The 21,680-nt window shown below is 73.3% G+C and carries 16 protein-coding genes and 1 pseudogene; 9 read left to right on the plus strand and 8 right to left on the minus strand.

The window, feature by feature from the left end:
- From ACZ5DC_RS35510 to ACZ5DC_RS35525, 4 genes are all read right to left on the minus strand, one after another.
- Positions 1-2,439, minus strand: a complete 2,439-nt coding sequence (locus ACZ5DC_RS35510; RefSeq protein ID WP_468659765.1) for a right-handed parallel beta-helix repeat-containing protein — start codon at positions 2,437-2,439, stop codon at positions 1-3.
- Positions 2,440-2,669: 230 nt separating this feature from the next.
- Positions 2,670-3,275 (minus strand): Rv1733c family protein, encoded by a 606-nt coding sequence (locus tag ACZ5DC_RS35515; RefSeq protein ID WP_468659767.1) that lies wholly within the window; start codon positions 3,273-3,275, stop codon positions 2,670-2,672.
- A 201-nt stretch (positions 3,276-3,476) separates the two neighbouring features.
- Positions 3,477-4,301, minus strand: a complete 825-nt coding sequence (locus tag ACZ5DC_RS35520; RefSeq protein WP_468659769.1) for an MOSC domain-containing protein — start codon at positions 4,299-4,301, stop codon at positions 3,477-3,479.
- A 45-nt stretch (positions 4,302-4,346) separates the two neighbouring features.
- The gene (locus ACZ5DC_RS35525; protein ID WP_468659771.1) at positions 4,347-4,790 is read right to left on the minus strand and encodes a DUF6643 family protein; all 444 of its coding nucleotides are present in this window, start codon (positions 4,788-4,790) and stop codon (positions 4,347-4,349) included.
- A 293-nt stretch (positions 4,791-5,083) separates the two neighbouring features.
- Between ACZ5DC_RS35525 and ACZ5DC_RS35530 the strand changes: the two genes are divergently transcribed.
- Entirely contained in the window at positions 5,084-6,316 is a 1,233-nt protein-coding gene (locus tag ACZ5DC_RS35530) for a TerD family protein (RefSeq protein WP_468659816.1), read from the plus strand.
- Positions 6,317-6,322: 6 nt separating this feature from the next.
- Here the strand turns inward: ACZ5DC_RS35530 and ACZ5DC_RS35535 are convergent, their stop codons facing one another.
- The gene (locus ACZ5DC_RS35535) at positions 6,323-7,516 is read right to left on the minus strand and encodes a glycosyltransferase (protein WP_468659773.1); all 1,194 of its coding nucleotides are present in this window, start codon (positions 7,514-7,516) and stop codon (positions 6,323-6,325) included.
- A 39-nt stretch (positions 7,517-7,555) separates the two neighbouring features.
- On the opposite strand from ACZ5DC_RS35535, the gene ACZ5DC_RS35540 reads away from it, so the two are divergent.
- The 3 genes from ACZ5DC_RS35540 to lnt all read left to right on the plus strand — a co-directional run bounded on the left by ACZ5DC_RS35540 (position 7,556) and on the right by lnt (position 10,805).
- Complete coding sequence (locus ACZ5DC_RS35540) at positions 7,556-8,341, plus strand: glutamate racemase (RefSeq protein WP_468659775.1); 786 nt, start codon at positions 7,556-7,558, stop codon at positions 8,339-8,341.
- Positions 8,342-8,446: 105 nt separating this feature from the next.
- Positions 8,447-8,992 (plus strand): hypothetical protein, encoded by a 546-nt coding sequence (locus ACZ5DC_RS35545; protein ID WP_468659777.1) that lies wholly within the window; start codon positions 8,447-8,449, stop codon positions 8,990-8,992.
- A gap of 205 nt (positions 8,993-9,197) precedes the next feature.
- Positions 9,198-10,805 carry an apolipoprotein N-acyltransferase gene (lnt, locus tag ACZ5DC_RS35550; protein WP_468659779.1) on the plus strand — a complete coding sequence of 536 codons (1,608 nt, stop codon included), beginning with the start codon at positions 9,198-9,200 and terminating at the stop codon, positions 10,803-10,805.
- A 135-nt stretch (positions 10,806-10,940) separates the two neighbouring features.
- On the opposite strand, the pseudogene ACZ5DC_RS35555 reads toward lnt, so the two are convergent.
- Positions 10,941-11,436 (minus strand): annotated as a pseudogene (locus ACZ5DC_RS35555) (IS5 family transposase); the annotation flags it as partial.
- Between the two features lie 77 nt (positions 11,437-11,513).
- On the opposite strand from ACZ5DC_RS35555, the gene ACZ5DC_RS35560 reads away from it, so the two are divergent.
- The 3 genes from ACZ5DC_RS35560 (at position 11,514) to ACZ5DC_RS35570 (ending at position 14,877) form a co-directional block, all read left to right on the plus strand.
- Complete coding sequence (locus tag ACZ5DC_RS35560) at positions 11,514-11,993, plus strand: NUDIX hydrolase (RefSeq protein ID WP_468659781.1); 480 nt, start codon at positions 11,514-11,516, stop codon at positions 11,991-11,993.
- A 54-nt stretch (positions 11,994-12,047) separates the two neighbouring features.
- Positions 12,048-12,869, plus strand: a complete 822-nt coding sequence (locus ACZ5DC_RS35565) for a 3-hydroxybutyrate dehydrogenase (protein WP_468659783.1) — start codon at positions 12,048-12,050, stop codon at positions 12,867-12,869.
- Between the two features lie 88 nt (positions 12,870-12,957).
- On the plus strand, positions 12,958-14,877 hold the full coding sequence (locus ACZ5DC_RS35570; RefSeq protein ID WP_468659785.1) for a helix-turn-helix domain-containing protein: 1,920 nt from the start codon (positions 12,958-12,960) through the stop codon (positions 14,875-14,877).
- 87 nt (positions 14,878-14,964) lie between these two features.
- Here the strand turns inward: ACZ5DC_RS35570 and ACZ5DC_RS35575 are convergent, their stop codons facing one another.
- The gene (locus ACZ5DC_RS35575) at positions 14,965-16,344 is read right to left on the minus strand and encodes an MFS transporter (RefSeq protein WP_468659787.1); all 1,380 of its coding nucleotides are present in this window, start codon (positions 16,342-16,344) and stop codon (positions 14,965-14,967) included.
- A gap of 250 nt (positions 16,345-16,594) precedes the next feature.
- Here ACZ5DC_RS35575 and ACZ5DC_RS35580 point away from each other — a divergent pair, with 250 nt between their 5' ends.
- Together ACZ5DC_RS35580 and ACZ5DC_RS35585 are read left to right on the plus strand one after the other, a co-directional pair.
- Positions 16,595-19,393 carry a helix-turn-helix transcriptional regulator gene (locus ACZ5DC_RS35580; RefSeq protein ID WP_468659789.1) on the plus strand — a complete coding sequence of 933 codons (2,799 nt, stop codon included), beginning with the start codon at positions 16,595-16,597 and terminating at the stop codon, positions 19,391-19,393.
- A 517-nt stretch (positions 19,394-19,910) separates the two neighbouring features.
- A complete protein-coding gene (locus ACZ5DC_RS35585) occupies positions 19,911-20,684 on the plus strand; it encodes an AfsR/SARP family transcriptional regulator (protein WP_468659791.1) in 774 nt (257 codons plus the stop codon).
- A gap of 53 nt (positions 20,685-20,737) precedes the next feature.
- Here ACZ5DC_RS35585 and ACZ5DC_RS35590 read toward each other — a convergent pair whose 3' ends face one another.
- Positions 20,738-21,544, minus strand: a complete 807-nt coding sequence (locus ACZ5DC_RS35590) for a thioesterase II family protein (protein WP_468659793.1) — start codon at positions 21,542-21,544, stop codon at positions 20,738-20,740.
- Positions 21,545-21,680: the final 136 nt, after the last annotated feature.

Here is a 21,680-nt window from a genome sequence, read left to right on the forward strand (position 1 = left end):
TCAGGGCAGGTCCGGCAGGTCCTCCGCGTAGAGCAGCGTCAGGTCGTCGGTGGTCGGGTCGGGCAGCTGGGCGACGCGGCTCGCGTGGCGCTCCACCATCGCCTCGAAGGTCTGCCGTGCGGTGCGGCCGTTGCCGAACGCCGGGCCCTTCGGGATCACCGTGAAGTACTTCAGCAGCGCCTCGGCCGCGCCCGGCGCCAGCCGGTACTCGTGCTCGTCGGCCTGCTGCTCCACGATCCGCAGGAGTTCCTCGGGGCCGTAGTCACCGAAGGTGATGGTGCGGGAGAAGCGGGAGGCGACGCCCGGGTTGACGGACAGGAAGCGCTCCATCTCCGCGGTGTACCCGGCGACGATCACCACCACCGCGTCGCGCTGGTCCTCCATCAGCTTCACCAGCGTGTCGATGGCCTCCTTGCCGAAGTCCCGCCCGGCGTCCTCCGGGGACAGCGCGTACGCCTCGTCGATGAACAGCACGCCACCGCGGGCCCGCTCGAAGGCCTCCTGGGTGCGGATCGCCGTGGAACCGATGTGCTCGCCGACCAGGTCGACCCGGGACACCTCCACGAGATGGCCCTTCTCCAGCACGTCCAGCGAGGCGAGGATCTCGCCGTAGAGCCGGGCGACCGTCGTCTTGCCGGTGCCGGGGGAGCCGGTGAAGACCAGGTGCCGCTTGACGGAGGCCGCCTTCAGTCCCGCCCGCTGCCGGCGCCGGCCCACCTCGATCATGTCGGTCAGCGCCCGCACCTCGCGCTTGACGCTCTCCAGGCCGACCAGCGCGTCGAGTTCACCGAGCACGTCCTTCGAGGTGCGTGGCGGCTCCTCCGGCTCCACCACGGCCACGGGCGGCGCCTGCTCCGCCGCCCGCTGCCCGGGGAGCGCGCCGAGCAGGCCCGCGGGCTGCGTCACCGTCTCCACGGCCGCCTCCCGGACCGCGGGCGGCCGGACACCGCCGCTCTCGTCGCTGGTGCAGTCCTCCACGACCGGTCCGGTTCCGGGCCCGGCGTCCGGGCCGGCGTCGGCGAACTCGTACCCGCCGCGCGCGCACCGCTCCGTACGGCATTTGCGCAGCGTCGTACGGCAGCCGTCGATCACGTGGAAGCCGTAGCCGCCGCTGCCGGTGACCCGGCAGTTCAGGAAGCTGCCCCGGCCGCCCGCGGAGACGTAGAAACCGGCCTCGGCGGGGGAGTCGACCGTGCACCGCTCGATGGTCGGGTCGGCGCCCTTGGTGACGATCACACCGGTCTGGGTGCCGTCCAGACTGCAGTTGTGGAGCGTGCCGCCGCTGCCGTGGTCGCGGAACCAGGCACCGGTGGCCGCCTCCCTGATCCGGCAGTCGTCCAGTTGCGCGGTCGCCCCGTCGCTCACCGACACGGCCGTGTTGCGCACCTGCGACAGATCGCTGTCCACGACGTCCGCGCGGGAGCCGCGGTCCAGTACGAACAGCGCGTCCGGCACGTCGTGCACCCGGCAGGACTCCAGTACGGCGGTGGCCCCGTCGCTCACCCACACCGCCGGGTAGTCGCCGGTGCTGTCGAAGATCTCGCACTGGTTGGCGTCCACCCGGGTCCCCGGGTCCCACACCGACAGGCCGTTGCGCCCGAACCGGCGGACCGTCGTCCGGGTCAGCGTGAGCACCGAGCGGGAGCGCAGGTCGACCGCGTTCTCCGGGATGTCGTGGAGGTGGCAGTCGGCGAGCGTGAGCACCGCGTCGGTGTCCAGGGTGATGCCGTCGGCGGTGGTGCGGTGCACCTCGCAGTCGGTCAGGTGCGCGGTGGCCCGCTGGGTGACCTGCACCCCGGAGCCGCGCACCTCGTAGATCTCGCAGCCCACCGCCTCCAGCGAGGAGTTCTCGCCGGTCGCGGTCAGTCCGGTACCGGAGGCGTGGTGCACCCGGCAGCGCTCCAGCCGGGGATGGGCCCCGCCGCGCACCGCCACGCCCGCCTGCCCGGCCGCGACGACCTCGCACTCCTCGAACACCCCGCCCCCGCCGTCGAGTACGGCGATGCCGATGCCGGCCGGGTTGTCGACGGTGCACCGGCGCACGGTCGGGCGGGCGCCGCCGCGCACCTCGATGCCGGCGGCGGACCGCGTGACGATCCGCACGTCCATCAGCTCGGGCGTGCCCTCCTCGACGAGCAGCGCGGGCGCCGCCGCGTCCTGCCCCTCCACGTGCAGGTCCTGCACGACGGCCGAGGCCCGCACGGTGAGCGGGACGCCGTCCACCGGCGCGATCCGCACCGAGCCGGACGAGCCCTCGGGCCCACGGAGTGTCACCGCCCGCTGGACGACGAGGTTCTCCCGGTAGGTGCCGGGGGCGATGGTGAGGACGTCGCCGTCGGCGGCGGCCTCCAGGGCGGCGGCGAGCGATGCGTACTCACCCGTGCGGCGCCGCCACCGCGAAGTACCGGTGTGCGTCACCTGGACCGTGCCCTGTGCCATGGCGTTGCTGTGCCCCCACCTCGTCGTACTGATGGCTCGCTGTCCGCCGGGGCGCTGCCGCCGTGCCTGGACCGCGGCCGTGCTCGGTCCCCCTGGACGTCAGCGCGTCGGCGCCCCTGGAGTCCTGTGCGCCCCGGGGTTCACGCACCCGCGGGTTGTCGCCGAATGCGCTTCGGCCGGTCCACCGTAGCGCGTGCGTGCACGCCGGGTTGACCAGAGCCGGAAGGCCGTCAGCTGCCGGTGCCCGCCTTGCCCCAGTCCGGGCCCGCCCGGTCCCAGGCCTGGTCCCAGCGCGCGTAGCGCCGGCGGACCAGGCGCCAGACGGTCAGGCGCCGGCCGCCCTCGACCAGGGCGGCGGTCAGCAGGGCCGCGCCGGCTCCCGCGAGCACGGCGTGCGTCGTCGCCGTGGCGGAGTCCAGCGGGCGGGTCGTTATTCGGCCGTGCGGATCGGTCCAGAGCCGGAAGTGGTCCCCCTGGTGCGGGGACTTGAGGTCCGCGAGGACCGGGCCGTGCCGCGGTGTGCCGTCCGGAGCGGTCCAGTCGGCGAGGACGCGGCTGCCGGTCCGGCGCGTGGAAGCGGCGTCGGGGTCGGTCTCCGGCAGGGCCCCGCCCATGTCCCGCACCACGGTGGCCGTGACCGGATGGCGTGTGTGCCGCTGTTCCAGTACGGACCGCTGGAGCGAGTCCCGGGCGGCGGCACCGACCAGGCAGCCGGTCACGGGCGCGGCCACGGCGATGAGCAGCAGCGCCACCAGGGCCGCCCACGCCTCGGCCAGATCGGTCGCGCGGCACAGCGGATTGTGCCGCCAGCGCCACAGCCCACTGAGTGCTCGCATGCCCCACCCCCTTCCGGTCCGTCACGACCCCGGCATCCGCGCTCGGCCCCGGACCGGACCGGGTGAGAGCGCTTCACGTCCGCCGCGGCACCTGACGCACGCGGCTCCTCACGAATTTCTCACGCTTGCCCAACGACCGGCACCCGCCCCCCGGTTCCCGGTCCGCCGGATCATCACCGGCGGCTGTGCGCGGGCCGGTGCCTACCCCAGCACCCGCACCGGGTCGCCGACCCTGATCGTGCCCGGGGAGAGGGGCACCAGGTTCAGCCCGAACAGCAGTCTGCCGCCGATCCTGCGGTGGCGCGCGAGCGTGCGCAGCGGTTCCCGGCCGCGTACCGCCGTGGCCTGGTCGGTGGTGGTCACCACGCACCGTCCGCTCGGCTTCGGGACCCGGAAGACGACCTCGCCGACGGCGATCCGCTCCCAGTGGTCCTCGGCCCACGGTTCGGTGCCCGCGACCACGACGTTCGGCCGGAACCGGTTCATGGGCAGCGGGCCCTCGTGCGCGTCCGGCCCCTGCGCGATCAGGGAGTTCAGGGCGTCCAGCGAGGCCACCGTGGTGACCAGCAGGGGATAGCCGTCGGCGAAGCTCACCGTCTCGCCGGGCAGCGCGTACTCGGGGTCGACCGGGCGGCGGGTGGCCGGGTCGTCCAGGTGGACCAGACGGACCCCGTACCCGAGGAAGGCGCTGCACCAGGCGTCCGCGGCCGGGTCGGCCGGGACCCCCTCCACCTTCGTGCCGAACACGTCCATCGGCACGGTCCCCGCCGGCTCCGGCACCGCGACCGTCAGCGGCGGCAGACCGGGCGCGGACAGACGCAGGCCGCCGCCGGCCAGAGGCTCGGCGGCGGCCAGGGCGAGACGCGGCCGGTCGCGCTGCGTGACGACCTTCCCCCCGTGGTCGATCAGCGCCCAGCGCCGGTCACCGGCCAGGCCCCAGGGCTCCACGACGGCCTCCCGGGGCGAGAGGCCCCGGAACGCCTTGACCGGGTGGACGTGGATCGACTCCACTTCGGCATGTCCCATGCCGTCCATCGTGCCAGGCGGCACGGGCAGCCGGGACGCGGGCGGTCAGTACCCGCGGTACTGCTGGTTGTTGTACGGGTCCTGGTAGGGAGCCGGCGCGGGCCGCGGCGCGGCCGGGCGCATGGCCTCGTACCCGTTGCCCGGCGCCATCGGCCGCTGCTGCTGCGGGGCCTGCGGGCCGGGGTAGCCGCGCGGGGCGCTCGCCTGCTGCGGGATGTACGCCGTGGGCGCCTGCTGCAGCGGTGCGGGCTGCTGCTGCGGATAGCCGTAGGCGGGGGGCTGCTGCTGTGCCGGTGCCGCCGGGAGGGCGGGGAGGGCCGACGGCAGGGCGGGCAGGCTGTTGCTGCTGCCCGTGTCGTAGGCGGCGGGGACCCGGATCGGGGCGATCTGCGGGGTGCCACGCTCGGCGACGAGCGAGTCGTAGATCGGGGTGTCCGGGAAGGAGGCGGAGTAGTAGCCGCCACCATAAGTGGAGCGGGGGGAGGTCATGGCACATAAGTTAAGCCCACGATGTGCTGGTTGGGGAGACCGATAAGAGGGTTGTTTTCCGTGTCGGTGGGAGCCTGCGATCCTCAATACGAGCGAACTTGGCAAAAAGGGACGCCGATCAACGTTTGGATCGTGTAAAGGCCGGGTTCGTCCCGGGTTACCGGCGGTTGACCGGCGATCTTCCTGCGCCGCTCGTGGGCGTGCGGCGCACCCGGCCATAGGTTGGGCGGGAAGGGGTGACCCGGACGCGGGGCGAGACCCGGAAGCCGACACGTGAGGGGGCGGACATGTCAATGCCCAAAGGAGCCAACACAGCGGTGCCCACCACGGCACTGCGCGTCGAAGTGGGCCGGCGCTCCGGCCCCGGGGTTCCGGACGCCGACGCCTCGGCACTGCTGCTCGCCGACGGAAAGGTGCGCTCCGACGGGGACTTCGTCTTCTACAACCAGCCCGCCCACTCCTCCGGCGCGGTACGCCACGAGGGCAAGCGGACGACCGGCGGACGGGTCACCGACACCCTCTGGGTCGACCTCGCGCGCGTGGAGGGCGCCGTCGAACGCATCGTCCTCGCCGCCTCCGCCGACGGCGGCACCTTCGGACAGGTCCCGGACCTCTCCGTCGAGGTGACGGACGCCGCCTCGGGCCAGGTGGTCGCCCGCTTCGACAGCTCCGGCGCGACCGTCGAGACGGCCTTCGTGCTCGGCGAGTTCTACCGCCGCCAGGGCGGCTGGAAGTTCCGTGCCGTCGGCCAGGGCTACAGCAGCGGACTCGAGGGCCTGGCAACGGACTTCGGCATCACCGTGGACGAACCGCAGCACACCGCGCCGCCGGCCGCGCCGGCCCCGGCCGCCACCCCGCCGCGCCCCGCCGCGGCGCCCACCGCGCCGCCCCCGGCCCAGCCCGTCCGCCTCTCCAAGGTCACCCTCACCAAGGCGTCGCCCTCGGTCTCGCTGGCCAAGCAGGGCGGCACGTCCGGCGCGATGCGGGTGAACCTCAACTGGCAGACGCGCAAGCGGTCCACGGGCCGGGGCCGCCGGGGCGGCGGTGGCGACATCGACCTCGACCTGTGCGCGCTGTACGAACTCGCCGACGGCCGCAAGGGAGTCGTACAGGCCCTCGGCAACGCCTTCGGCTCGCTCCACCGGCCGCCGTACATCCACCTCGACGGCGACGACCGCACCGGAGCCGCCGCGGCCGGCGAGAACCTCACCGTCAACCTCGACCACACGCGGGACTTCCGGCGCGTCCTCGTCTTCGTCACCATCTACGAGGGCGCCCGGTCCTTCGCGGACCTGCACGCCACCGTCACCCTCCAGCCGCAGCACGGCGCCTCCATCGAGTTCTCGCTGGACGAGTGCACCGTCGACTCCCCGGTGTGCGCGCTCGCGCTGATCACCAACACCGGCGGCGACCTGCTCGTCCAGCGCGAGGCCCGGTACCTGGTGCCGGACCGCGGGGTGAGCCCGCAGCGGACCGTGGACCGCGCCTACGGCTGGGGCATGAACTGGACGCCCGGCCGCAAGTGACCGGGCTCAGCCCTCGTCGGCCACGGCGTGCGGACGGGCGTAGGTGCGGCCCTTCCACGCCGCCCCGCGCCCGCGGTAGTGCTGCACGGCCGAGTCGACCGTCATCAGCAGATAGAGGAACGCGGTGAACGGCAGCAGGGGGGCGAGCCACAGCGGCTGCCGGTAGTAACGCAGCATCGGCACGTACGTCCCCGCCATCACCGCCCACGCCGCGGCCCCCACGACAGCGACCGCCGCGGCGCCGCCGGCCGCGCCCCCGACGACGGCGGCCGGCGGGACCAGGTACACCAGCGCGAGCCCGGCGACCGTACCGAGGAGCAGCGGGGGACTGTGCCGCAGCTGCGCGTAGGCGCTGCGCGAGACCATGCGCCACAGGTCGCGCAGCCGCGGATAGGGGCGCACGCTGTCCACCCGGTCGGCCAGCCCCAGCCAGACCCGGCCGCCCGCGCCCTTCACCGCGCGCGCGAGCGCGACGTCGTCGATGACGGCGTGCCGGATGGCCTCCGGGATGCGTGCCTTCTCGGCCATGTCCGCGCGCAACAGGACGCAGCCGCCCGCCGCCGCGGCGGTGCGCGAGCCCGGCCGGCCGATCCAGCGGAAGGGATACAGCTGCGCGAAGAAGTACACGAACGCCGGGACCACGAGCCGCTCCCACCGGCTCGCCACCCGCAGCCGCGCCATCTGCGACACGACGTCGAAGCCGCCGGTGCCGGCCGCCGCCACCAGCTCGCGCAGGCTGTCCGGCGCGTGCGCGATGTCGGCGTCCGTGAGCAGCAGGTATTCGGGGTCACGCGCGCGTGCCAGCCCGATGCCGTACCGCACCGCCCACAGCTTGCCCGTCCAGCCCGCCGGCGGCTCCCCGGGCGATCCCACCGTGAGCGGCAGCCCGCCGTGCCGCCGGGACAGCTCGCGGGCCAGGTCCCCGGTGCCGTCCGTACTGCCGTCGTCCACCAGGAAGACCTCCGCGCGTCCCGGATAGTCCTGCGCCAGCAGCGACGGCAGGCCGGCGGGCAGCACGGCGGCCTCGTCACGGGCCGGTACGACCACACAGACCGACGGCCACACGTCCGGGTCCCGGCGCCGCGGCAGGCGGACGTCCGTGCGCCAGAAGAAGCCCTGGCCCAGCAGCAGCCAGCACCAGGCGGCCAGTGATACGACGGTGATCCACAGGAAGGCGCTCACGGCCGCAGTCTGCCCCACCCGGACGGCCCACGAGGCCCCATCGTCTATCGTGGCCGGGTGAAGATCGCGCTCATGGACTCCGGAATCGGCCTGCTGCCCGCCGCCGCCGCGGTACGTCGACTGCGACCCGACGCGGATCTCGTGCTCTCGTGGGACCCGGACGGCATGCCCTGGGGACCGCGCACTCCCGAGGACATCACCGAGCGGGCCATCGCCGTCGCCGCGGCCGCCGCCGCACACGCCCCCGACGTCCTGATCGTCGCCTGCAACACGGCGTCGGTGCACGCCCTGCCGGCGATGCGGGCCCGTTTCGAGCCGGACCTGCCGATCATCGGTACCGTTCCGGCGATCAAGCCGGCCGCCGCGGGCGGCGGGCCCGTCGCGATCTGGGCGACCCCGGCCACCACGGGAAGCGCCTACCAGCGGGGCCTGATCGAGGAGTTCGCGGCGGGCGTGACCGTGACCGAGGTGGCCTGCCCCGGTCTCGCGGACGCCGTGCACCACGCGGACGACGCGGCGATCGACGCGGCCATCGCCTCGGCCGCCGCCCGCACCCCCGACGACGTCACCACGCTCGTCCTCGGCTGCACCAACTACGAGCTGGTTGCCGAGCGCATCCGGGCGGCCGTCCAGCGGCCCGGCCGACCGCCGCTCATCCTGCACGGCACCGCCGGGGCGGTGGCCGCCCAGGCCCTGCGCCGGATCGGAGCGGAGTCGGTCCCGGCCGCCGTCGCCGGCACCCCGCTCACGGTGCTGCTGAGCGGCCGCGAGGCGACCCTCCCGGACACGGCGCTCTCCTACGAGGAGGGCCGCTTCCTCCAGGCCGTCAGCCCCGTCCGCTGACCGGCGCGTAACCGGCCCGGCCGCACGGTCCGCCGTGCCCCGGCCGGGCCAGTCACCCCGTGCCACGCCCTACCGGCGGTGCGAAACGTGAGTAACCTCGTACACATGAGGGACCACCCCGACGCCGACGACACCCCCCGCCCGGACGTCTGGACGGGACGCGCCACCAACCGGGTCCAGTGGCTGCTCGCGCTGGTCGGAGCCGCCTGCATGGCGCTCGGCATCGAGCTGGCCGTCGACTCGGCCTGGGGCTCCGGCATCGCCCCGCTCGTGATGTCCGTCGTGGGCTGCATCGCGGCCGGCCTGCTGGTCATCTTCGGCACGCTCGCCTTCGTGCACGTCGACCTCAAGCTCGACAAGGAGTGCGTCGAAGTGCGCTGCGGGCACATGGGCCTGCCGCGCCGCCGCATCCCGCTCTCCCACGTGGCCGGCGCCGACTTCACCGCTCTCGTCACCCCCCGGCACTGGGGCGGCTGGGGCTACCGCTGGCGTCCCGAGAAGGGGACCGCGGTCGTCGTACGCCGCGGCGAGGGGATCGTGCTGCGCCTGTGGGACGGCCACACGTTCACGATCACCGTGGACAACGCGGAAACGGCGGTACGGGTCATCAGGGACCGCCTGCGGACGATCAAGCCGGGGACGGCGGCCTGACCCGTCGCACCGCGTGCCCGGCTCCGGCGGCCGGCACCCACGGCGCCCGTCGCCCGCCGTACCCGGCCCTCCGGCCGGTGGCGGGCCGGCTCACCCACGGTTCGCCGGACGTGCGCGGAGCAGCACCGTGACCAGCGGCGGACGCCGGTGTGCGGGGCCCGGCCGCGCTGTCGGCGGTGAGGTCACCCGCCGTACACTCACCCGGGTGACCGTCACCGCAACTTCCGTGGACCAGTCGGACCAGCTCCAGCCGCGCCGGGCCTCCGGTGCGCGCGGCCGGCTGCTGCGCCTGGTCCCGGCCGCCGCCTCCGCGCTCTGCGGGGTGCTGCTCTACGTCAGCTTCCCGCCGCGCACCCTGTGGTGGCTGGCCCTGCCCGCCTTCGCCGGTTTCGGCTGGGTGCTGCGCGGCCGGAGCTGGAAGGCCGCCCTGGGCCTCGGCTATCTCTTCGGGCTGGGTTTCCTGCTGCCGCTGCTGGTGTGGACGAGCGTGGAGGTCGGCCCGCTGCCCTGGCTGGCGCTCGTGGCCATCGAGGCGGTCTTCATCGCGCTGGTCGGCGTGGGCGTCGCCGCGGTCTCCCGGCTGCCCGCCTGGCCGGTGTGGGCAGCGGCCGTGTGGACGGCGGGCGAGGCGGCCCGCGCGCGGGTGCCCTTCCAGGGCTTCCCGTGGGGCAAGGTGGCGTTCGGGCAGGCCGACGGCGTCTTCCTGCCGCTCGCCGCGCTGGGCGGCACCCCCGTGCTCGGCTTCGCGGTCGTCCTGTGCGGCTTCGGCCTGTACGAGGCAGGCCGGCTGATCGCCGAGCGGCGCCGTGGCCGGGTCGTGCGGCGCGCCGCCGCGACCGCGGCGCTGCTCGGCGTGACGGTACCGGTGGCGGGCGCGGTCGCCGCCCGCGCGCTGGTGAGCGACTCCGCGCAGCACGGCACCGCGACCGTGGCGCTCGTCCAGGGCAACGTGCCGCGCGCCGGGCTGGAGTTCAACGCCCAGCGGCGGGCCGTGCTCGACTACCACGCGCGCGAGACGCACAAGCTCGCCGCCGACGTCAGGGCGGGCAAGGCTCCCAGGCCGGACTACGTCCTGTGGCCGGAGAACTCCTCCGACATCGACCCCTTCGTGTACCCGGACGCCGCCGCGGTCATCGAGCAGGCGGCCAAGGACATCGGCGCGCCCATCTCCGTCGGCAGCGTGGTCGAGCGGGACGGCAAGCTGCTCAACGAACAGATCCTGTGGGACCCGGTCAAGGGACCGACGCAGACCTACGACAAGCGGCAGATCCAGCCCTTCGGCGAGTACCTCCCGCTGCGCTCGCTGGTCGGCGCGATCAACAAGAGCTGGACCGAGATGGCCCGCCAGGACTTCAGCAGGGGCGCCAAGCCGGGTGTCTTCGACATCGACGGCGCCAGGGTGGGCCTGGCCACCTGCTACGAGGCCGCCTTCGACTGGGCGGTGCGGGACACGGTGACGCACGGCGCGGAGATGATCTCCGTGCCGAGCAACAACGCCACCTTCGACCGCAGCGAGATGACCTACCAGCAGCTCGCCATGTCCCGCGTCCGCGCCGTCGAGCACAGCCGCACCGTGACCGTGCCGGTGACCAGCGGGGTCAGCGCGGTCATCATGCCGGACGGGCGGATCACCCAGAGGACCGGCATGTTCGTGCCCGCCTATCTCGTCCAGAAGGTGCCGCTGCGCACGTCCACGACCCCCGCCACCGAACTGGGCATCCTTCCGGAGATCGCCCTGGTGCTGGTCGCCGCGGGCGGGATCGGCTGGGCGATCGGGTCCGGACCGCGCGCCCGGCGCGCCGGTGGCGCGTAGCCGTGGGCGTGCGGTGCGCGGTGCGCGCGACCGCCGTACGAGCCGCCGTATGAGCGCCGTACGACCGTCATACGACTCCCGAAGCGGCCCTGACGCGGCGCACCGGCCCGCTGGGGTCTGTTGTGAAAGTGCTGGTCACAGCCACTCGTTGATGGCTGCGACCAGCACGGTCGCTTCGTAGCGGACGGCGAGTTTGTCGTACCGGGCGGCGACGGCCCGGTGGCGTTTGAGCCGGTTGATCCCGCACTCGACCGCGTGCCGCTGCTTGTAGTCGTCCTTGTCGAACGCCGGTGGACGCCCGCCACGCGATCCGCGCTTGAGGCGGTTGCGGACCCGGTCCGCCGGAACCGGGATGGTGGCCTTGATCCCTCGTCTGCGCAGGTAGGAGCTGATTGCCACGGGAGTCGTACGCCTTGTCGGCCCGGACCCGGTCCGGGCGCTTGCGCGGCCTGCCGAGCCCCAGCCGGGGAACCCGGATGGCTTCCAGGACCAGCTCGAACTGCGGGGAGTCGCCCCGCTGCCCGGCCGTGATCACGACGGACAAGGGCTTCTGCCCCTGCTCGACGGCGAGGTGGATCTTGCTGGTCAGTCCGCCACGGGAGCGTCCGAGGCCGTGGTCGGCCGGCTCGACGAAGATCCCGCCGGGTGGCTCCTTCTGCAGGTCCCCCTTTTCACCGCGCTTTCGCAACAGACCCTAGGGTCGGGATCATGGCTACTCCCGATTTCATCCGCACGCTCAGGGCCACCGCCGGTCAACAGCTGCTGTGGCTCCCCGGCGTCACCGCGATCGTCTTCGACGACGAGGGCAGAGTGCTGCTCGGACGGCGGTCCGACACGCGCGAGTGGTCGGTGATCGGCGGCATCCCGGAGCCGGGCGAGCAGCCCGCGGCCTGTGCGGTGCGGGAGGTCTTCGAGGAGACGGCGGTGCACTGCGTCGCCGAGCGGGTCGTCCTGGTGCAGGCGCTGGAGCCGGTGACCTATCCCAACGGCGACACGTGCCAGTACATGGACGTCACCATCCGCTGCCGGGCGGTGGGCGGCGAGGCCCGGGTCAACGACGACGAGTCGCTGGAGGTCGGCTGGTTCACGGTCGACGCGCTGCCCGACCTGGATGAGTTCGGGCTCTTTCGGATCAAGCAAGCCATGTCGGATGCACCCACATGGTTCGACCCTATGACTGCCAGCTGAAGTATGGGTGGTCACCACATGTGGTGACCGTGGGGCTCCGCTTAGGGTCGGCACATGACCTCGTCCACCCCCCTTCCGGGGCCCGGCCCCCGATCCCGGCCCCCCAGCCTCGACCTCGGCGGCCGCACCGCCCTCGTCACCGGTGCCGCCGGCGGCATCGGCCGCGCCTGCGCGCTGCGGCTCGCCGCCGCCGGGGCCGAGGTGCGCGCCGTCGACCGGGACGCGGCCGGCCTGGCCGAACTGGCCGAGCAGGCGGAGCGGACCGGCGACCTCGCGGGCACCGTCGTACCCGTGGTCGTGGACCTCACCGACCTGGACGCCGCCGAACGCGCCGCCGCCGGCACCGACGTGCTGGTCAACAACGCCGGCCTGCAACTCGTGCGGCCCATCGAGGAGTTCCCGCCCGAGGTGTTCCACACGGTCCTCACCGTGATGCTGGAAGCCCCCTTCCGCCTGATCCGGGGCGCCCTGCCGCACATGTACGCGCAGGGCTGGGGCCGGATCGTCAATGTCTCCTCCGTCCATGGTCTGCGGGCCTCGGCCTATAAGTCCGCCTATGTGGCCGCCAAACACGGCCTCGAAGGGCTGTCCAAGACGGCAGCGCTGGAAGGCGCCGCCCATGGAGTGACCTCGAACTGTGTGAACCCGGCCTATGTGCGCACCCCGCTGGTCGAGAAGCAGATCGCCGACCAGGCCGAGGCGCACGGCATCCCCGAGGACCGCGTGCTCGCCGAGGTCCTGCTGAAGGACAGCGCCGTGCGGCGGCTCATCGAACCGGAGGAGGTCGCCGAGGCCGTGGCCTACCTGTGCGGCCCGCAGGCGTCCTTCGTCACCGGCACCTCGCTCGTCCTGGACGGCGGGTGGACGGCCCACTGACCGGCCCGGCGGCACCGGCACCGGCAGCGGCACCGGGAGTTTTCCACAGGGCTGCCGGGCCGGGTGGCCCATACGGAATCCTGTGACCATGTCCCGCGATCATCTCCAGTCGGCACCCAGCGGCAGCGCCGAGGCCCCGTACCTCGGCCTGCTGGCCCGCGACGCCTCCGTCGAGGCCTACGAGCAGCCCGTGCTGCGCGCCCGAGCCGAGGGCGAGCCGGCGGACCGCGTCGCCGCGCTGGAAGAGGCCAGACTGCTCGCCCTGCGCGTGCGCGCGGAGCTGGAGGGCCGCCGACGCCGCGAGGCGGAACTGTCGGCGCTCTTCGAGACCGCCCACGACCTGGCCGGACTCCGCGATCTGGACGCCGTCCTCCAGGCGATCGTGCAGCGTGCCCGTTCCCTGCTGGGCACGGACGTCGCCTACCTGAGCCTGAACGACCCGGCCCGCGGCGACACCTACATGCGGGTCACGGAGGGCTCCGTCTCGGCCCGCTTCCAGCAGCTGCGCCTCGGCATGGGAGAGGGACTCGGCGGACTCGTCGCCCAGACCGCCCGGCCGTACGTCACCGACGACTACTTCCAGGACGGCCGTTTCCAGCACACCCTCACCATCGACGCCGGCGTCCGCGACGAGGGGCTGGTCGCCATCCTCGGCGTCCCCCTGATGCTCGGCCCGCACGTGATCGGCGTCCTGTTCGCCGCGGACCGGCGCGCGAGGGTCTTCGAACGCGGGCAGATCGCCCTGCTCGGCTCCTTCGCGGCCCTCGCCGCGGCGGCCATCGACACCGCCAACCTGCTCACCGAGACCCGCGCCGCCCTGGCCGGCCTGGAGCACGCCAACGAGATCATCCGCGACCGCAGCGCCGTCATCGAGCGCGCGTCCGACGTCCACGACCGGCTCGCCGAACTCGTCCTGCGCGGCGGCGGGGTCCACGACGTGGCCGCCGCCGTCTCCCAGGTCCTCGCCGGAACCGTCGAGTTCGCCGAGGCCACGGCGGCACCGGCCGAGGCGCTGGAGGCCTCCCGCGCCGAGGGGCACGCGGTACGCCACGGCAGCGACTGGATCGCCGCGGTGACCGCCGGCGGTGAACTCCTCGGCGCGCTGGTCCTGCGCGGCCACCCCGGCCTCGACCCCGTCGACCAGCGCACCCTGGAGCGCGCGGCCATGGTCACCTCCCTGCTGCTGCTCGCCCGCCGCTCCGCCGCCGAGGCCGAACAGCGCGTGCGCGGTGAGCTGCTGGACGATCTGCTGGACGCGCGCGACCGGGACCCGCGGCTGCTGCGCGAGCGCGCCAGCCGCCTCCAGGCGGACCTGGACGCCACCCATGTCGTCCTCGCCGCCCGCCTCGACGGCCCGGCGGCCGACGCCGACGAGGAGGCCGCGGCCCGCCGCCGGCTCTGGTCCGCCGCCTCCCACCTCGCGGCCACCCGGCACGGCCTGGCCGCGGCCCGTGACGGCGGCACGGTCCTGCTGCTGCCGCTCGGCGCCGGCGACACCGCCACGGACGTGGCCCGCCGCACCGCCCGCCAGCTGGGCACGGCCGTCCACCAGCCGGTCACGGTCGGCGCCTCCGCACCCGTCACCGACCTCGCCGGGAACCCCGAGACCGTGACCGCCGCCTATGCCGAGGGGCGCCGCTGCCTGGACGCGCTGCACCTGCTGGGCCGGGCCGGGGACGGCGCGGCGGCCGAGGACTTCGGCTTCCTCGGTCTGCTCCTCGCGGGTGAACGGGACATCGCCGGGTTCGTCGAGCGGACCATCGGCCCGGTGGTGTCGTACGACGAGCGGCGCGGCACGGAACTGCTGCGGACCCTGGACGCCTACTTCGAGGGCGGGATGAGCCCGGCACGCACCAAGGACGCGCTGCACGTCCACGTCAACACCGTGGCGCAGCGGCTGGAGCGCGTGGGCCGCCTGCTGGGCGAGGACTGGCAGACACCCGCGCGGGCCCTGGAGATCCAACTGGCCCTGCGGCTGCACCGGCTCGCCGCGCCCGGACGCCACTGAGCGGTCCCCGCGCGGGGACCGCTCAGTGGCGTCGGTACGGTGCCGGCGCGAAGGCCGGCCGGGATGCGGGCGGGGCGGGGGCGCCGCTCAGACGGTGCGTGCCTCGGCGGCCGGGCTCGCCGCGGGGGTGTCCCCGTCCTCACCGTCGACCCGGGCCAGATCGCGGTGCCGCGTCTCCCGCCCGAGGCCCACCGCGATCAGGGTCAGCACGGCGGCGGCGATCACGTACAGCGCGATCGGGGTGGAGCCGCCGTAGTCCTTGAGCAGCGCGGTGGCGATGAGCGGGGCGGGCGCGCCGGCGGCCACGGAGGCGAACTGAGCGCCGATGGACGCGCCCGAGTACCGCATCCGCGTCGCGAACATCTCGGCGAAGAAGGCGGCCTGGGGCGCGTACATGGCGCCGTGCAGCACGAGTCCGACGGTGACGGCGAGGATCAGGTACCCGAACGAGCCGGTGTCCACGAGCGCGAAGAAGGGGAACATCCACAGCCCGACACCGGCGGCGCCGAGCAGGTACACGGGCCGCCGGCCGACCCGGTCGGACAGCGCGCCCCAGGCCGGGATGACGGCGAAGTGCACGGCCGAGCCGATGAGGACGGCGTTGAGGGCGGTCTGCTTGGAGACGCCGGCCGAGGTGGTGGCGTAGACGAGGATGAAGGCGGTGATGACGTAGTAGCTGATGTTCTCCGCCATGCGGGCGCCCATCGCCACGAGCACGTCCCGCCAGTGGTGCCGGAGCACGGAGACGAGCGGCAGCTTCTCCTGCGCGCCGTCGCGCCGCGCCTCGGCCCGCTCCCTGGCCTCCTTGAAGACGGGCGATTCATCGACAGACAGACGAATCCACAAACCGACGAGCACGAGCACACCGGAGAGCAGGAACGGGATCCGCCACCCCCACGTTCCGAAGGCGTCGTCGGACAGCACGGCGGTGAGCAGTGAGAGCACGCCGGTCGCCAGCAGCTGTCCGGCCGGCGCGCCGGTCTGCGGCCACGATGCCCAGAAGCCGCGCCGCCGCGCGTCCCCGTGCTCCGACACCAGCAGGACGGCACCTCCCCACTCGCCGCCGAGCGCGAAGCCCTGCACCAGGCGCAGCACGGTGAGCAGCACGGGCGCGGCGGCGCCGACGGTGGCGTGCGTGGGCAGCAGGCCGATGGCGAACGTGGCCCCGCCCATCAGCAGCAGGCTGAGCACCAGCAGCTTCTTGCGCCCCAGCCGGTCACCGTAGTGCCCGAAGACGAGCGCCCCCAGCGGGCGGGCCGCGAAGCCCACGGCGTACGTCAGGAACGACAGCAGCGTGCCGACGAGCGGGTCGGAGTCCGGGAAGAACAGCTTGTTGAACACCAGCGCGGCGGCGGAGCCGTAGAGGAAGAAGTCGTACCACTCGATCGTGGTCCCGATGAGGCTGGCGGCGACGATTCTGGGGAGGCTGGCGGGGGGTGGGGGAGCGGTGGTGGTTCCGGATGCCATGTGCGCCACTTCCTCGTGTGCGGTGGGGACGGGTACGTGTCGGCACACCGTAGAAACACGCTCGTCAGCCGCACATGTGGTGAGGCACCATAGTTAGGGGGTCGGCTATGCGTCCAGCCACCATGATGGCTCTGGGCAGGGCGGTTCTGGGACGCAAAGGCTCGGCGCTGACCGGAAGTCCCGCACGCCGCGGTCGGGCCCCTGGCACAGATATATGCAGCGACGAAGCCCACGGAGTCGTCGCTGTGGCATGTGGCTCAGACGACGTGGATATGCATGTGGCGGGAATGCTGACCGTACGGGGGGAGAAACGGTGGACATCAACGGGGGGTTGTCCTTACCTGATCGAATTGTCCGAACATCCGAGTTCGCCAGGCTGACCGATTTCATTCAGTTGGTGAGAACACGCGGTCACGGCGGCGTGGAGGTACTGGGGGACCCCGGCAGCGGCAAGACGTGGCTGCTCGACGCCGCCGCCCGTGACGCGCGCCGTCGCGGCATGTGGGTGCTGCGGGCACGGTGTTCGATGGCCGAGGCGGAAGTACCGCTCCATCCCTTTCTCCAGGCGCTCAACGCCTGGGTGGCCTCCGCCGACGGCGCGCCGGGCGGTGATGCGAAGCGCACCGAGAGGGCGCGGGCGCTGGCCCGGACCCTGGCCCAGTCGGCCGGTTCGCTCCAGCCGATGCCGTCATGGGACCGGTTCTTCGAACAGCGCCGTGCGCTGGCCGAGTGCCTGGCCCTCGCCCCGGCCGGCTGCCTGCTGGTGCTGGACGACATGCAGTGGGCGGACGCCTGGTCGATCAGGTTCCTGGAGATCCTGATCCGCTGGCCGGTGGAGGAGCGGCTCGCCCTCGTCGTCGCACACCGGCCCCGGCAGAGCCCGGTGGGGCTGCGGGCGGCGCTGCAGGAAGGCATCGACCTGGGGTTCATCGGGCAGGTGCACCTCGACCCGCTCACCGTCTCGCAGAGCGGCGCCCTGCTGGACGTGGACCCGGCCTCCCCGGACCTCGCCCGTCTGCACCAGGAGGGTGACGGCCTCCCGCTGTACGTCACCGCGCTCGCCGGCAAGGAGAGCCCGCGCCTGGACAACGCCGAGACCTGGGCGCAGAGCCCCCTCGGCGCCCGACTGCTCACCGAGGTGTCCCGGCTCGACAGCGAGGCCCGGTTGGTGGCGCACGTGGCGGCGGTGCTCGGCGACTCCTTCGACGTGCCGGCGGTGGCGGCCACCGCCCAGATGAAGGTGTCGTCGGCGTCCAGGGCACTGAGCGAGCTGCGCCGGCACGACGTCGTGCGGATGCTCGGCGCCGGCATGATGATGTTCCGTCACCCCTTGATGCGGTACTGCATCTACGGCTGCACCAGCACATGGTGGCGGCACGACCTGCACCGGCGCGCCCTGGAGTACCTGACCGAGCGCGGCGAACCCGCGACGGTACTCGCCCTGCACATCGAGGCGATCGGCGCCGAGGACCCGGCGGCCGTGCGGACACTGGTCGCCGCCGCGAGCGCGGCACTGCACTCCGGCCGGTCGGAACTCGCCGTCCGCTGGCTGGTGGGGGCGTTGCGTGCGCAGCGGGCACGCGGCGGAGGGGCACGGCACGGGATGGTGGACACCGCCGTCTGGCGCCGAGTGGCGCAGGCAGCCGCCGCGGACGGTGACCGCGAGCGGCTGATCGAGCTGGGCGGCGAACTGCTGTCCCTGCTGGACGAGTCCACCGGGGCGCGGGCCACCGCGGCGGCCACGCTGGCCTGTCTGCACGCCTCTCTCGGTGACGCCGAACGAGGGCAGGCCCTGCTCGGTCAGGAGACCGCCAGGCTCGGCCGCGCCGACCCCGCGGTGCGCGCGGTGATGGACCTCTCGGGGGTGCTGGTCAAGCTGCTCACGGGCACGGTACCCAGCCGCGCCGAGCTGGACTCGCTGGGCTCGTGGGCGAGGCAGGCGCACCCGGTGCACGGCTTCGGCGCCGAGGCCGTGCGCGCGTTGTGCGTGATGTTCGAGGGCGACCGCGCGGAGGGGCAGCGTCTGCTGGCCGGGTGCGCGCAGGCGCTGGCGAACTGCTCCGACGGGGACGCGGAGACGCCGGGGTTCGCCGAGTTCCTGCTCATCATGGCCTGGGCGGAGGCGCTGGTGGGGGAGTACGAGTCGGCCCAGCGCCATGTCCGCGCGGCTCACGAGTCCATGCACAGGACCGGCGGCAGGCACCAACTGCCCCTGCTGTTGCTCGTGCTGACCGGCATCCACTACGGCCAGGGCGAACTGCCCGAGGCGTACGACGCGGCCAAGCGGGCCGAGGCGGCGGCCAGGCAGATCGGCCGGCACGACTACGCCGCTGTGGCGGACGCGTTCGCGGCGGCCGCCGCGGGCCGGGCGTGGCACCGCCATCCGGCGCCCTCGGCACCGCGGTTCCGGCACGGGCTGGACGAGGGCAACTTCTGGGCGCCGGTCGCCGTGATCCTCCACGCGGAGGCGTCGCTGTCCGTCGGCGACAACGTCGGCGTGCTGGAACTGCTGGCCGCGCAGCAGGACATGTGGGAGAGCCCCGGTCCCGCGAAAGTGCACCGGGCGCGGGTGTACGAGCTGCTCGCCGCCGCGGCGGAGGGCCTCGGGGACAAGGCCGCGGCGGGACACTGGGAGAGCCTGGCGGCGAAGGCCGTACGGTCCCGCCCGGGGCGGCGCGAGGCGTCGGACGGTAGCGGGACGGGGCCGGCCCGGACGGACGCCGCGGCGGCGGAGGAGCGGAGCGAACCCGCGCAGGACGAGGGAGACGCTCCCGGTGGCTCCGCGCCGGGACGCACGGCCGAGGAGAGCCCGCTGCCCACGGCCCTGCTGACCACGAGGGAGCGCCAGGTCGCGCAGCTGGCCGGCGAGGGCATGCGGACGAAGGACATCGCCACCTCGCTCGGCGTCAGCCCGCGCACCGTGGACACGCATCTGGCCCGGATATACAGCAAAATGGGCGTTCATTCGCGTGCCGAGCTGATGCGCAAGGTCTTCCTCGAGGGCGATGGCGAGAGTGCCGCGCGGCCACTGGCTCCGCGTCGTTCGTGACACGGCCGCCGCCACCGATCACGGGCAGTGGCGCGCCGGACACGGAATCCACCTCATCGCGACCAGATGGTGAGAACGTCCGTGCTGCGGTTCCCGCAGATGCCCCGGTAACGTCCGGTATCGTGCTGCTTTTTTCATCGGAAATGCTGGCCGCGTGTTTACGGTGCGGCGTGTCGATTTATTTGCGTTGAATTTTAAGTATTTACTTTCCATTGGCCAATCTACGTACGTGGGCCGCCCGGGGGACGCGGCCGGATGTCGTCGGTGGCCGGTGGCGGTCGTCACGGTGATGACCTCGTCGGCGCCTGCGCCGCCCGCATGAAGGCAGGGGCCGGGCGGCCGCGTCCGCGTGTCGGAAGGGGAGGAGTGCTCGTGGGACCGGGAAGCAAAGGCGGCGCTCGGACATTGTCGGGTACGTACGTAGTTCCTCGGATGTGTGTTCGCCGCGTCATGGTCCAGACTGATCGGGTTCCTTTACCGAGGAATCATTCAGCCAGACCGAACCCGTGAGGTGTGAATGCGGTTTGAAATACTCGGTTCGCTCCGAGTAATCGACGGTTCGCGACAGTTCACGCTAAGTGCCCCGAAAATCGAAACGGTCCTCGCGGCGCTGCTCGTCGAGTCGGGGCGCTTCGTCAACAAGGATCAGCTGATCGGGGAACTGTGGGTGAGCAATCCGCCCCGCCGTGCCTCGGCCACCGTCCATGTGTACATTTCCCAACTGCGCAAGTTCCTGGTGTCGGCGGGGGACATCGAGGGACGGGCCATCGTCACCAAGCCGGCGGGCTACCTGCTGAAGACCGACGGCGCGGGCTTCGACTTCCAGGACTTCCACGACGCGGTGCGCAGAGGGCACGCGCACCACCAGGCCGCGGCCTACGAGGCGGCGCTGGCCGCATTCGAACGGGCGCTGTCACTGGTCCGCGGACAGGTCCTGGACGGCTTCGCCGAGGGGCCGATCCTGAACTCCTTCGCCGCCTGGGTCGAGGAGGAGAGCCTGCAGTGCCTCGAGATGTCCGTGGAGGCGCGGCTGGCCCTCGGCCGGCACCGCGAGGTCATCGGACTGCTGTACGGGCTGACGAGCGAGTACCCGTTGCGTGAGTCGTTCTACCGGCAGCTGATGCTGGTGCTCTACCGGTCCGAACGCCAGGTCGAGGCGCTGGAGGTCTACCGCACCGCCCAGCGCGTACTCCGCGCCGAACTCGGACTGGAGCCCTGCCGTGCCCTGCGGCAGTTGCACCAGGCCATCCTCGCCGCCGACCGCGACCTGGACGTCCTGATGGCGAGCTGAGCGGCGGGCCCGCGGCCAGCCGCATGTCCGCCCTTGCCGGCCGGGGGTCGGTCTCAGTGCTCCGGCACCAGACCCCCGGCCGGGAGGAGGAGGGCCGCCAGCCGGGCGGCGAACACGGCGGGTGACTCCCGCAGGAAGAAGAAGTGCCCGCCCTCGAAGGAGTGGAAGGTGCTCTCCGTCCAGCTGCGCGCCGCCCACTCGCGGGCTTCGGCCTCGGAGACCAGCGGGTCCGCGACCCCGTGGAACACGTCTACCGGACAGTCCAGCGGGGGCGTGGCCGAGGGGCTGCGGGTCGCGCACAGGCGCAGATCCGCCCTGGTCAGTTCCAGCGCCGGACGCACCCAGTCCGGATAGCGCAGCAGTTCGGCGGACATGCCGCCGATACCGACGATCTTCTCGACGAGTTCGTCGTCGGAGTCGGTGTGCGACGAGGCCAGCGCGGGCGCCAGCTGGGGCGCACGCGCGGCTCCCGCGACGAGACGCACCGGGAGCACGTCGCCGCGGGCCTGCCTGCGGGCGACGAGGTCGTGCGCCACCAGGGCGCCCATGCTGTGGCCGTAGCAGGCGTATCGCCCCGTGAGGTACGGGCCCAGCTGCTCGTCGAGCTCGGCCACCAGGCCGGCCATCGACCGCGCGAGCGGTTCGGCCCTGCGCCCCTCCCGCCCCGGCAGTTGCACGGGCAGGACGTCGATGTGCGGCGCGAGCGCGTTGCGCACCGCGGTGAACGCCGAGGCGCTGCCACCGGCGTGGTGGAAGCAGAACAGCCGGAGCGGCCCGCCGGCGACCGGAGCCGTCGTCAGGTACCGGGTCCGCTGCGTCGCCGGCCCGCGGCCGGATGCGGTGCCTTCCCACTCACGCACGTCTGTGCCTCCCCGAGAGTTTTCGCCCATCGTCGCCGGGCCGCATTGGCCGGCTCTAAAGCCGGTCTTGAGCCCGGACGGGCGACGGCGCCGCCCGCCGGGGGCGCGGCGAGCCGCTAGAGCGGGGCCTTAAGCC

This window comes from Streptomyces sp. NPDC031445 (genome assembly GCF_055581365.1).

Bases quoted from the DNA above. Each gene is read 5' to 3' on its own strand.
- ACZ5DC_RS35530 (WP_468659816.1), top strand. From the start codon at position 5,084: ATGCCCAAAGGAGCCAACACAGCGGTGCCCACCACGGCACTGCGCGTC.
- ACZ5DC_RS35565 (WP_468659783.1), top strand. From the start codon at position 12,048: ATGACCTCGTCCACCCCCCTTCCGGGGCCCGGCCCCCGATCCCGGCCC.
- ACZ5DC_RS35560 (WP_468659781.1), top strand. From the start codon at position 11,514: ATGGCTACTCCCGATTTCATCCGCACGCTCAGGGCCACCGCCGGTCAA.
- ACZ5DC_RS35525 (WP_468659771.1), bottom strand. From the start codon at position 4,790: ATGACCTCCCCCCGCTCCACTTATGGTGGCGGCTACTACTCCGCCTCC.
- ACZ5DC_RS35545 (WP_468659777.1), top strand. From the start codon at position 8,447: ATGAGGGACCACCCCGACGCCGACGACACCCCCCGCCCGGACGTCTGG.
- ACZ5DC_RS35520 (WP_468659769.1), bottom strand. From the start codon at position 4,301: ATGGGACATGCCGAAGTGGAGTCGATCCACGTCCACCCGGTCAAGGCG.
- ACZ5DC_RS35515 (WP_468659767.1), bottom strand. From the start codon at position 3,275: ATGCGAGCACTCAGTGGGCTGTGGCGCTGGCGGCACAATCCGCTGTGC.
- ACZ5DC_RS35510 (WP_468659765.1), bottom strand. From the start codon at position 2,439: ATGGCACAGGGCACGGTCCAGGTGACGCACACCGGTACTTCGCGGTGG.
- ACZ5DC_RS35580 (WP_468659789.1), top strand. From the start codon at position 16,595: ATGTGGCTCAGACGACGTGGATATGCATGTGGCGGGAATGCTGACCGT.
- ACZ5DC_RS35585 (WP_468659791.1), top strand. From the start codon at position 19,911: ATGCGGTTTGAAATACTCGGTTCGCTCCGAGTAATCGACGGTTCGCGA.
- ACZ5DC_RS35570 (WP_468659785.1), top strand. From the start codon at position 12,958: ATGTCCCGCGATCATCTCCAGTCGGCACCCAGCGGCAGCGCCGAGGCC.
- ACZ5DC_RS35575 (WP_468659787.1), bottom strand. From the start codon at position 16,344: ATGGCATCCGGAACCACCACCGCTCCCCCACCCCCCGCCAGCCTCCCC.